General features: G+C 61.4%; 8 protein-coding genes. 5 read left to right on the forward strand and 3 right to left on the reverse strand.

Features of this window, described 5'->3' with window-relative positions; genetic code table 11:
• Together ACTG1K_RS06110 and gshA are read left to right on the forward strand one after the other, a co-directional pair.
• Complete coding sequence (locus ACTG1K_RS06110; RefSeq protein WP_440004951.1) at positions 1 to 2,814, forward strand: M16 family metallopeptidase; 2,814 nt, start codon at positions 1 to 3, stop codon at positions 2,812 to 2,814.
• Between the two features lie 61 nt (positions 2,815 to 2,875).
• Complete coding sequence (gene gshA / locus ACTG1K_RS06115) at positions 2,876 to 4,474, forward strand: glutamate--cysteine ligase (RefSeq protein WP_374842105.1); 1,599 nt, start codon at positions 2,876 to 2,878, stop codon at positions 4,472 to 4,474.
• A gap of 81 nt (positions 4,475 to 4,555) precedes the next feature.
• On the opposite strand, the gene ACTG1K_RS06120 is transcribed toward gshA, so the two are convergent.
• A complete protein-coding gene (locus ACTG1K_RS06120) occupies positions 4,556 to 6,346 on the reverse strand; it encodes an AMP-dependent synthetase/ligase (protein WP_042084418.1) in 1,791 nt (596 codons plus the stop codon).
• Between the two features lie 227 nt (positions 6,347 to 6,573).
• Between ACTG1K_RS06120 and ACTG1K_RS06125 the strand changes: the two genes are divergently transcribed.
• On the forward strand, positions 6,574 to 7,077 hold the full coding sequence (locus ACTG1K_RS06125) for a hypothetical protein (protein WP_371155262.1): 504 nt from the start codon (positions 6,574 to 6,576) through the stop codon (positions 7,075 to 7,077).
• A 38-nt stretch (positions 7,078 to 7,115) separates the two neighbouring features.
• On the opposite strand, the gene rimI is transcribed toward ACTG1K_RS06125, so the two are convergent.
• The gene (gene rimI / locus ACTG1K_RS06130) at positions 7,116 to 7,565 is read right to left on the reverse strand and encodes a ribosomal protein S18-alanine N-acetyltransferase (protein WP_005349003.1); all 450 of its coding nucleotides are present in this window, start codon (positions 7,563 to 7,565) and stop codon (positions 7,116 to 7,118) included.
• A 109-nt stretch (positions 7,566 to 7,674) separates the two neighbouring features.
• The gene (locus tag ACTG1K_RS06135) at positions 7,675 to 8,109 is read right to left on the reverse strand and encodes a DNA polymerase III subunit psi (RefSeq protein WP_111901002.1); all 435 of its coding nucleotides are present in this window, start codon (positions 8,107 to 8,109) and stop codon (positions 7,675 to 7,677) included.
• A gap of 313 nt (positions 8,110 to 8,422) precedes the next feature.
• Between ACTG1K_RS06135 and ACTG1K_RS06140 the strand changes: the two genes are divergently transcribed.
• Complete coding sequence (locus tag ACTG1K_RS06140; RefSeq protein WP_216952885.1) at positions 8,423 to 10,036, forward strand: ATPase RavA domain-containing protein; 1,614 nt, start codon at positions 8,423 to 8,425, stop codon at positions 10,034 to 10,036.
• 9 nt (positions 10,037 to 10,045) lie between these two features.
• Positions 10,046 to 11,500 (forward strand): ATPase RavA stimulator ViaA, encoded by a 1,455-nt coding sequence (gene viaA / locus ACTG1K_RS06145; protein ID WP_440004952.1) that lies wholly within the window; start codon positions 10,046 to 10,048, stop codon positions 11,498 to 11,500.
• Positions 11,501 to 11,668 lie beyond the last annotated feature (168 nt).

An 11,668-nucleotide genomic window follows, 5' to 3' on the forward strand; every position in this document is an offset into this window, starting at 1 on the left:
GTGAACAAAGTCATACCTTTAACGATTCTGCTGGGCTTCACCCTGCCGGTGCTGGCGGCACCGACCCTGATTGCCGAACAGGGCAAGGAGGAGAGCAAGCTCGCCATCCCCTACCAGATGTACAAGCTGGACAACGGCCTGACTGTGATCCTGGCCCCCGACCGCTCCGATCCGCTGGTGCACCTCGATGTGACCTATCACGTCGGTTCATCCCGCGAGACGCTCGGCAAGTCCGGTTTCGCCCACTTTTTCGAGCACATGATGTTCCAGGGCTCGAAACACGTCGGTGATCAGGAGCACATGCGGATCATCAACGAGGCCGGTGGTGACATGAACGGCACCACCAACAAGGATCGCACCAACTACTACGAGACAGTGCCGGCCAACCAGCTGGAAAAAGTGCTCTGGCTGGAGGCAGATCGGATGGGCTTCCTGCTCGATGCGGTGAGCCAGAAGAAGTTCGAGATCCAGCGCGCCACCGTCAAGAACGAGCGGGCCCAGCGGGTCGATAACCAGCCGTACGGGCTGGTGAGCGAGAAGGTGGGGGAGGCGCTCTATCCGCGTACTCACCCCTACTCCTGGCAGCCTATCGGTTACGTGGAAGATCTCGACCGGGTCGATGTGAACGACCTCAAGCAGTTCTTCCTGCGCTGGTATGGCCCCAACAATGCCACCCTGACTCTGGGCGGCGACTTTGACAGCAAGCAGGCCCTCGAATGGATCGAGAAGTACTTCGGCTCCATCCCGCGCGGCCCGGACGTGGCCGAGCCGACGCCAAAGCCGGTGACCCTGCCCGAGACCCGTTACGTGACGCTGCAGGACAAGGTACACCTGCCGCTGCTCTATATCAGCTACCCCACCGTCTCCCTTGGCGATCCGCAGGAGCCTGCGCTCGACATGTTTGCCGACGTGCTGGGCGGTTCCGCCAGCTCCATGCTCTACCAGTCGCTGGTGAAAACCGGCAAGGCGATCGATGTGGGCGCGTCTCACTACTGCGAAGAGTTGGCCTGTACCCTGACGGTCTACGCCTATCCCAATCCGTCGCAGGATGGCAGCCTCAAGACCCTCAAGGGGGAGGTGGACAAGGTGATCGGCGAGTTTGCCCAGCGCGGCCTCAAGCCGGAAGATCTGGAGAAGGCGATCGCCAAGTACCGTGCCTCCGCCATCTGGGGTCTGGACAGCGTATCCGGCAAGGTGAGCCAGCTCGCAATGGGTCAGGTGTTTGCCCAGGATCCCAACTATGTGTTCAAGACGCTGGATGCCATCGGCAAGGTGACACCGGAGCAGGTGAAGGCCGCCTACGACAAGTTCATCGCCGACAAGCCTGCAGTGGTGCTGAGCGTGGTGCCCAAGGGCAAGACCGAGTGGCAGGTTGCCACCCCGAACTTTACCCCCGCCAAGCGCGAGCTGCCGGATTACAGCAAGCATGACGAGGCGCTGGCCGAACGACCGGTAAAAGACAATTTCGATCGCAGCGTGCAGCCCAAGGCTAGCGAGGCGGTGAGCGTCAAGGTGCCCGCCATCTGGCACGGCAAGCTCGACAAGAACATCGAGATTATTGGCACCAAAAGTGACGAGATCCCCGCCATCTCCATCATGATCGCCCTGCCGGGCGGCATTCGTGCCGAAGATAAGGGGCAACTGGGGCTAGCCAATCTGACCGCCGCCATGATGGGGCAGGGCACGGTGCGCCTGACCGAGGCTCAGCTGAGCGACGAGCTGCAAAAGCTGGGATCAAGCATTGATGTCTCCAGCGCCCAGTACAACAACCTCATCACCGTCAGCTCGCTGGCGGACAAGTTGCCCCAGACCCTGGCGCTGGTGCGCGAGGTGCTGGAGCGTCCGGGCATGCGGGAGGCGGACTTCGAGCGGGTCAAGGCGCAGCTGCTGCAAGGGATGCAACAGGCCCAGCAACAGCCCGAGTGGCTGGCCGGGCAGGCGTTCCGCGAGCTGGTCTACGGCAAGCAAAACCGCCTCGGTCAACCTACCGACGGGGTAGCGGCCGATGTGGCCAAGCTGACCCTGGCGGACGTGAAACACTTCTATCAGGCCTACTACAACCCCACCAATGCCAAAGTGGTGGTGGTCGGTGATGTGGGCCAGAAGCAGATCGAGGAGCAACTCGGCTTCCTGACCGAGTGGAAGGGGGCCACGCCGACCCTGGGGGATCTCAAGCTCAAGGGTGAGCAGGCCAAGCCTGGCATCTATCTGGTCGACAAGCCGGGGGCACCCCAGTCGGTGATCCGCATCGGTCGTCGCGCCATGCCGTTCGATACCACGGGGGATTACTTCACCGCCGGGCTGATGAACTTCAACCTGGGTGGCAACTTCAACAGCCGCATCAACCTCAACCTGCGGGAAGACAAGGGCTACACCTACGGCGCCAGCTCGGGTTTCTCTGCCAACCGCGAGGTGGGCTCCTTCGCCACCGGCGCCAATGTGCGGGCCGATGCGACCGTGGATGCCATCCGCCAGTTCCTCAAGGAGATGGACAACTACCGCAAGAGCGGCCCGACCCCGGTCGAGCTGGCCTATATGCGCAGCGCGGTCTCCCAGCAGGATGCCCTCTCTTACGAGACCTTGGGCCAGAAGGCGGGCTTCCTGCTGCAGATGGTGATGTATGACCTGAAGCCGGACTATGTGCAGGCCCAGAACAACCTGATCAAGACGGTGTCGCCCGAGGCGCTGAAGGCCAGTGCGGCCCGTTGGCTCAATCCGGCCGACATGGTGATCGTGGTGGTGGGAGACAAGCAAAAGCTTGAAAAACCCCTGAAGGAGCTTCATCTTCCCATCTATCCGCTGCAGTTGCCGTAACTGACGCTTTATAAAAATCAAGAGCCGCCCCGGATGGGGCGGCCTCACATGAGCCGTGAATATGACTACAACAAGCTTGTCGCTCACCGAGTTGCTGAATGCGTTGGGATCACCGGAGCGCCTCACCGCGCTCAAGGGGATCCGGCGCGGGATCGAACGTGAATGCCTGCGCATCACGCCGGATGGCCGACTCGCCCAGAGTGACCATCCCCGGGCGCTGGGCTCGGCCCTGACCCATCCCAATATCACCACCGACTACTCGGAGAGCCTGCTGGAGTTCATCACCCCGGCCACCGACTCCATCGACAGCCTGATGGAGCAGCTCGGCGACATCCATCACCATGTGATTCAGCATCTGGGTGACGAGCGGATTTGGCCGCTCTCCATGCCCTGCTTCGTCGGTGGGGAAGAGAGCATTCGGCTGGCCCAGTACGGCAGCTCCAATATCGGCAAGATGAAAACCCTCTACCGTCAGGGCTTGAAGAACCGCTACGGCAGCCTGATGCAGGTGATCGCCGGGGTGCACTTCAACTTCTCCATGCCCGACAGCTTCTGGAGCGAGTGGCAGGATCTGGTGTGCGAAGGATGCTGCAGCCAGCGCTTTATCTCCGACAAGTACATGGGGCTTATTCGCAACGTCTACCGCTTCGGCTGGCTGGTACCCTATCTGTTTGGTGCCTCCCCGGCCATCTGCGAATCCTTCCTCAAAGGGCGCAAGAGCAACCTGCCGTTCGAGAAGACCGGCAAGGGCACCCTCTATCTGCCTTACGCCACTGCGCTGCGTCTCTCCGATCTCGGTTACACCAACAGCGCCCAAGCTGGGCTCAAGATCAGCCACGACAATCTGCCGGCCTATGTCAGCAGCCTGCGCCGCGCCATCAACACCCACAATCCCGACTTTGCCAAGATCGGGGTCAAGGTGGATGGGGAGTATCGTCAGCTCAACGACAACGTGTTGCAGCTGGAGAACGAGCTATACGCCCCGATCCGCCCCAAGCGCACCCCGCGCAGCGGCGAGAAGCCCTCGGATGCGCTGGATCAGCGCGGCATCGAATACATCGAGCTGCGCACCGTGGACGTCAACCCCTTCACCCCGCTCGGCATCGATGCGGATCAGATCCGCTTCTTCGACCTGTTCCTGGTCTGGTGCCTGCTGCGCCCCTCTCCGGTGCTGAGTGACGAGGAGATTGCCCGCAACCGCCGCAACCAGAACAAGGTGGTGCTGGAAGGGCGTCGTCCCGGCCTGACGCTTGAAGATGAGCAGGGCAATGCCATTGGCCTCAAAGAGTACGGACTCAAACTGTTCGACGAGCTGGCTCAGGTGGCCGATCTGCTGGATCGCTGCTGTGGCCGCAACCGCTATCGTGAGACGCTGGCGATGCATCGCGAGAAGCTGCTCAACCCCGAGCTCACCTACTCTGCCCGCATGCTCAAGGAGCTGCTGGAGAGTGGCAAGGACAACGGCTGCTACGGTGACAAGCTGGCGACCCGCTATCGCGGGGAGCTGCTGGCAGGGGAGCTGCAGTACTGGGATGAGGCCTACTTTGCCGGTGAGGCGAAGGATTCGCTGGCCAAGCAGCGCGAACGTGAGCGCAGCGACAGCCTGTCGTTCGATGACTTCCTGGCCGACTACTTCGGAACCAGTACCACTACGGCCTGAAGGCGGGTTCGTACCGACCAAAGTGCCAACAAAAAGCCGCTCGAGTGAGCGGCTTTTTTATTTCTCTGAACCTGAGCGATATCAGACGTGGTTGTACATGGCCTCGATTTCGCTCTGGTACTTGGCCTCGATGATCTTGCGGCGCAGCTTCATGGTGGGGGTCAGCTCACCCAGCTCCATGGAGAAGGCGCTCGGCAGCAGGGTGAACTTCTTCACCTGCTCGAACTTGGCCAGCTCTTTTTGCAAGTCGGCGATGCGGGCTTCGAAGAACTCCATTACCCGGGAGTGGCGCAGCAGCTCGGTCTTGCACTGGTACTGCAGGTTGATGGAGCGAGCGTACTCCTCCAGCGACTCGAAGCAGGGCACGATCAGCGCCGAGACGAAGTGGCGAGCATCGGCGACGATGGCGATCTGCTCGATAAAGCGATCCTTGCCGATGGTCCCTTCCACCAGCTGCGGGGCCACGTACTTGCCGTTGGAGGTCTTCATCAGCTCCTTGAGGCGCTCGGTGAAGTAGATATTGCCCTGGCTGTCGAGCTCACCGGCATCGCCGGTACGCAGGAAGCCATCCTCGGTCATCACTTCGGCGGTGGCGTCCGGCTTGTTGTAGTAGCCGCGCATCACGGTCGGGGAGCGCACCAGCAGCTCGTTGTTCTCACCCAGCTTTACTTCGATGCCGTTCAGTGCCGTGCCGATGGAGCCGAGCTTGAACTGGCTGTCTTCGTAGCAACAGACGGTGGCGGTGGTCTCGGTCATGCCGTAGCCGTACTTGAGGTTGAGCCCCATCGCCTGGAAGAAGAGGTTCACATCGTCGGCCAGACGGGCGCCCGCCACCGGCAGGAAGCGGGTGCGGCCGCCAAAGCGGGCGCGCAGCTTGCGAAACACCAGTCGCTCGGCGAGCCAGAGCTGGCCGTAGAGCAGCGGGGAAGCGGACTTGCCAGCCTGACGGGTGGCAACCATCTGCTTGCCGACCCGGGTCGCCCAGCCAAACAGGGCACGGCGCAGAGCCGGAGCCTGAGCCACCTTGGCCTGGATCATGGCGTAGGCCTTCTCGTAGAGGCGCGGCACGGCGCACATCACGGTCGGCTGCACCTCGCCAATCACATCCATCACCTTCTGCGGATCGCGGATATAGACGTTCTCGGCACCGCAGTAGAGCACGTAGTAGCTCCAGGCCCGCTCAAACACGTGGCTGAGCGGCAGCATGCAGAGCGACACATCCTGTTCGTTGAGGTCGAGACGACTGTTGTGCATCTCGAAACAGGCAGCGATGTTGCTGAAGTCGAGCATGACCCCCTTGGGCTCGCCTGTGGTGCCGGAGGTGTAGATCAGGGTCAGCAGATCATCCATCCGGTACTGGGTTTCCCGTACTCGCAGTTCCTGCTCGCTGGGCTGATGGTTGCCGGAGACCAGAAATGTCTGGAAGTGGCTCGCCTGCTCGCAGCCGCGCAGATTGACGTTGCCGTCGAGGGCGATGAGCTGGCGGATCTCGCCGCTTTCAATCAGTTGCAGCGCCTGATCGAACTGGGGTTGTTCGCCAACGAACAGCACCTTGATGCCGGCATCTTTGACGATGTAGCGCAGCTGATCGAGCGTACTGGTGGGGTAGATAGGGACGCTGACACCGCGGGCGGCAAGGATGCCGAGATCGGCCTGGGTCCACTCCGGCATGTTGCGGGCATAGATGCCGACCATTTCGGTTGGCTGGTGGCCGGCCCGGATCAGCGCCTGTGCGCAGTAGTCCATGGCCTGGCCCAGAGTACGCCAGCCGATGGCGCGCCACTGGCCATCTTGCTGAACCCGCAGGGCAGCCTTGTTGCCAAGCTGGGCAATACGTTCACGCATCAGTCGAACCAGATGAAGCTTCGGCATCAGTTAAACATCCTTTAATTACAGTTGTACGCCCGCGAGGGCACTAAAAATCGGGCTAGAGTTTAAACTCCAACATTACAGCTTACAAGTGTTCGCTGTTTGTCTTGGATCACAAAGAGCGCAAATAGCTCTCCCTTTGCGCAGTCTGGCCGATACTGCTAGGAGGCAGAGAGAGGGTTAACGATATGAATCTGTGGGTGAAAGGGGCGTTGGCCGCGGTCGGGCTGATGGTGGTGGGGGGCGCTGCGTTTTGGTTCTTTGCCGGAACGTCATCACAGGGGCCCGCCAATCCCTGGTATCAGGGGGCCGAAGGGTATCAGCAGGCGCAGCAACAGGCGCTGGCGTTGGGCTATCCGCTGCTCTATGTGCTGGAGACCCCCAAGTGCCGCCGCTGCGGCGATCTGGAGAAGAAATTCTGGCAGAGCAAGGAGATGGCTGGCCCGCTTGCCCGGCTGGTGAAGGTGCGGCTCAACCCGGGCAAGGGGGATGGCAGCGAGCAGATCCTGCGCCGCTTTCCCAAAGTCGCCACGCCGCCTGGCATCTATATTCAGCAGCCTGGCCAGCCTCTCAGGCCCATCAAAATAGTGGTGGATATCGACCAGATCTGGATGCCGGGGAAAACCTGGCAGCGTGGCTTCTATATGCCGCTCTCCGGTGCCGGATTCGAGGCGGTGGTACATACCACTCTGGCCTTGCAGGATCCCGCGCTGGACAACGCCCCCCTCGATTGAGGGGGGACAAAAGGCTTGGGCGCGACGAACAGGCTGGATCAGCCGAAATCGAATAGTCGCGACATCAGCACCGCATCTTCCCTGTCGTTGCCGGTGCCGTAGTAGTCAGCGCGGCGGCAATATTCGGCAAAACCGGCGCTCTCGTAGAGGTTGATGGCGGTCTGGTTACCGGCCCGTACCTCGAGAAACCAGGCCTCTGCCCCGGCTTGCTTGCTGCGCGCCAGATAGGCCTGCAACAGCGCTCGTCCCAACCCCTTGCCCTGAAACGCCGGATGCACGCAGATGTTCATCAGCGAGCTGTCACCGGCCACCAGATCCGAGATATAGAAGCCCGCCGGGGAACCATCGACCAGCATCAAGCCGTTGAGATAGCGAGGGCCGAAGCAGGAGAGCAGGTTGGCCTCACTCCACGGCTCCTTGTGAGCGGCTTGCTCGATGGGGTAGACAAGGTCGAAATCGCTCTCGAGCAGGGGACGAAACTCAGGCATGGGGGCTCCGGATGGCAAGATGTTGGGCACTGGGGTTGGCAGAGGCGGCATTTGTAAAATCAGGTAAAAAGAGCAGCATCACAGTGGGTCTTGGCGGCATGATGCAGGATCACGCCGCGTTGGCCGCAAGGTGCTGGCGCAGCTGTTGCCACAGGGCGCGCTTTTGCGCGGCGCTGGGGGTGAGCGGGCAGATCAGCGCATTTGGCCGCTCGGAGTTGGCTTCCGTCAGCCAGAGCAGAGGGGAGGCGCCCGCCGATTGTAGATCGGCAGGCGGCAGCTCGCTGAGCAGTGAGACCTCGTCGGGGGTCATGCCGAGCAACTGGCAGATATCCGCCAGCAGCGTGGTGGCAGGCAGCTGAGGCGCCAGCAACCAGAGTTTGCCGCTGGGCAGCGGAGAGCGGGTGGCCGGTGCCGTCTGGCCCGGCTGTGTGGCGTTTTGCTCAAGCTCGGGAGCGGGTGCTGCGCCCAGCAATGCCGGACGACGCAGTTGCCAGCTTTGAATGCCCATGCGGGCCAACATGCTCTGACGAACGGGATCTTGCATCTGGGGCGACTCACTCTTGATCTGCGTTGGGGAAAATTGTGTTGCGCAGGGTACACTCGAACCGCTTTTGCTGCACCCTTTGCAACGCATCATCTGGCGCATGCGGGCATGGTGCCATCACGACACTGGCTATGCATGGGCGCAGCACGCTGCCGATACGGTATCGCACTGCCTTTGCGTTTTTTCCTGCCAGAGGCGGGTATTGTGCGGCAAGAGATACCAGAATAAACATCATAACAAGACAAAACCCAAGGTCGAGCAAATGGATATCACGCCTTGGGGCTAACATCATCCCAGCTTCGGAACACTCTCTATGTCGTCTTTAGCTCAAGCCCAGAACCCTGCGCGTCTTATTCCCATCCAGGAGCGCCTGCCCCGGCTGCTGGCAGCCCTTGGTGAGGGGCTTTATGAACGGCAGGATGCCCTGCGCCTCGGTCTGCTGGCAGCCCTCAGCGGTGAGAGTGTCTTCTTGCTGGGGCCACCCGGTATCGCCAAGAGTCTGATTGCCCGTCGCCTCAAGCTGGCCTTTCACGACGCCCGCCACTTTGAATATCTGATGACCCGTTTCAGCACACCGGAGGAGGTATTTGGCCCCCTCTCCATTCAGGCGCTGAAAGAGGATGGCAAATACCTGCGCCTCACTGCCGGCTATCTGCCGGAGGCTGAGGTGGTGTTCCTCGACGAGATCTGGAAGGCGGGTCCCGCCATTCTCAACACCCTGCTCACCGCCATCAACGAACGGCAGTTCCGCAATGGTGATAGCCAGCATCCCATCCCCATGCGGCTGCTGGTGACCGCCTCCAACGAGCTGCCGGCGCCGGACAGCGGGCTGGAAGCGCTCTACGACCGGATGCTGGTGCGGATCTGGATGGACCGGGTGCAGGAGAAAGCCAACTTTCAATCCATGCTGGCCAGCGACGGTCACGCCCACCAGAATCTGCCGGAATCCCTGCAGATCCGGGGGGATGAGTACGAGCAGTGGCAGAGCCAGATTGAGCAGGTGCGCCTGCCGGATGCCTGTTTCGAACTTATCTATCAGCTGCGCCAGCAGCTCGACAGTCAGCTGGCCCATCGCTGCTATGTGTCGGATCGCCGCTGGAAGAAGGCGGTACGGCTCATCAAGGCGAGTGCCTTCTTCAATGGCCGCGATGAGGTCGCACCGGTAGATCTGCTGCTGTTCAAGGATTGTCTCTGGCACGACGAGGAGTCCCGCACCGCCCTGCTGGAGATGATGACCGAGTTCTCCCGTCTCTACGGTTATCAGCAACTGGCCTTGACCCGCCAGCTGCTTGCCCTGCGGGATCAATTCAAACAGCTCAAACAGGGCGTGGCCCAGCGTCTCTGCTGCAAGGCGCGCAAGCGCAAGCAGTGGTTTGGCAGACGGGCGAGGGGGATCGAGATCCCGCTCGCCAACGCCAGACCCTTTGGCAAGCAGGTGCACTTCCATCTGCTCACCCCGGCCCCGCTGGATGGCAGCGATCCCGAGCGTCTCACCAGCACCCTGGTGTTCGATCGTACCCTGCTTTCCCATTGGCATCCGACCGGTGAGGCGCTGGTGGGTTATCAATATGGCAACCCGAAAGAGGGACACTACGAGCTGGTACTTGACGATGAGCTGCGCCTGCAGGTGCTCGATATCCAGCGCCAGCAGATCCCGCTGGTATTGATGGAGCGCAACGCCATCCCTGAGGTGGTGCTGGAGCCCTGGCTGCAAGCGCTCGATGAGCTGCTTGCCCAGGTTGGCAAGGTGGTGCAGGAGCTTAAACAGCAGCGCACTCTGTTCGATCGTCATCGGCAGCACCTCTTTATTGCCCAGCGCTGGCTGCAACAGGTGGAAGACAGCTTCTTCGTGCTGAGCCGGGATCTTGAACTGCTGCGCGGCGAGCTGACACAGTGGCGCGAGCGGTTGCCAAGGCTGGACGAGTAAGGAGCGCTCATGCTTGAGATTGGCATGCTGGATCTGGGGCTCCTGATCGGTGAAGGGGAGCTGGCAGGGGAGGTGGCTCTTTTGCTTGCTGCGTCGCCCAAGATCTCCGAGTTCATCAAGCGCTCCCCGCTGCAGGGCAAGCTGCTGAAAAAGCGCCTGCAGAGCTGGGGTGAGCAGCTTGGCGAGGAGATCCGTCACAAGCCGGTGCCGGTGGCGCTGGAGCAGGAGTACCTGCTCTATCAGGCGCACCGGCAGTTGCCGATGACCGAACTGATAGGCCGTTTGCCCGCCCTGCTGGAGTCGCTGGATCACTACAGCCCCTTTGCCGGTGAGGCCCGTTCGCTGGTTCGCCAGCTGATGGCTCACCCCACCGAGGGGCTGCGCCAGCTCTTTATCGACAAGTGGCGCGCCAGTCTGGTGGGGAGCCTGCTGCAACTGCAGCAGCAGATCGCCGAAGCGGAGCGAGAGAAGCAACGTCAAGAGATTGAAGATCAGCTGCTGGCGAGCCGCACCCTGGCCGATGCCCTCGACCCCAACCAGATCTCAGCCGGTGGTCTTTGGGATCTGGCGCAGGGGCACTGGCACAAGCGCAGTCTGGTGCTGGTCAAGCAATACGCCCGCATGTTGCAGCGCGAACCCTTGCTGGCGGAGATTGCCGGTCTGCTCGGGCGCAGCGAGCGGGATCGGCGGGCGCAGGAGCAACCTGTGCCGCCGGTTCAGGTGCTGGAGCTGGAGCCCGCTCCCAGCGATGATGTGCCGGACGACTTGGTAGGCATTCATCAGGCCAGCGATCTGATGCGGCTACTGCCAAGCGAAGCTGTGATGCTGGGGCTGCCGGAGCTGGAGCTGGAGTTCTATCGCCGCTATCTGGAGCGGCGTCTGCTCAGCTACCAGTCACGTGGCACCTTGCCGCGCCAGCGCATCATGCTGCGCACTCCGGAGCAGGGGGGGCAGCAGTTGCAGCAGCGAGGTCCCTTTATCGTCTGTGTCGATACTTCGGGCTCTATGGGTGGTTATCCCGAGGAGTGTGCCAAGGCGCTGTTTCTGGCGCTGCTCAAGGTGGCGATGGATGAGAAGCGCGGCTGCTACCTGATGCTCTTCTCCACCGAGGTGGCGACCCTCGAGATCACCGCAGATACCGGGCTGGACAAGGCGGAGCGTTTCCTCTCCATGAGTTTTCACGGCGGTACCGATCTGGTGCCCTGCCTGGAAAAAACGCTGGCCAAGCTCGATGATCCGGCCTTTGCCAAGGCGGATGTGCTGGTCATCTCCGACTTTATCGCCCAGAGCCTGCCTCATCCCCTGCTCGATCAGATGAACCGCTATCGCCAGCGCCAGACCCGTTTTCACGCCGTCGCCATGTCCCGCCACGCCAAGCAGGCGCTGTTGCGGGTATTTGACAACAGCTGGCTACTCGATTGCGGCCTGCGCGGTCGGCTGCTGCGGCGCTGGCAGCATCACTAGTGACCGGAGGGGGCAACCCCTCTTGAGTTGTTATCCCGCCCCTCTTTTTCGCTGTGCGTCCCCACTTTCATTCCAACTCGATGATATCGCAGTAAAATGTGACTAGCCTGCTATTCGGGCTCTCTGTCCGGGTGATAGCCTTTACAACCATTGTTACAGGGGAAAAGA

It is taken from the genome of Aeromonas sp. 102P, assembly GCF_051920345.1.
Taxonomy (GTDB): Bacteria; Pseudomonadota; Gammaproteobacteria; order Enterobacterales; family Aeromonadaceae; genus Aeromonas; species Aeromonas veronii.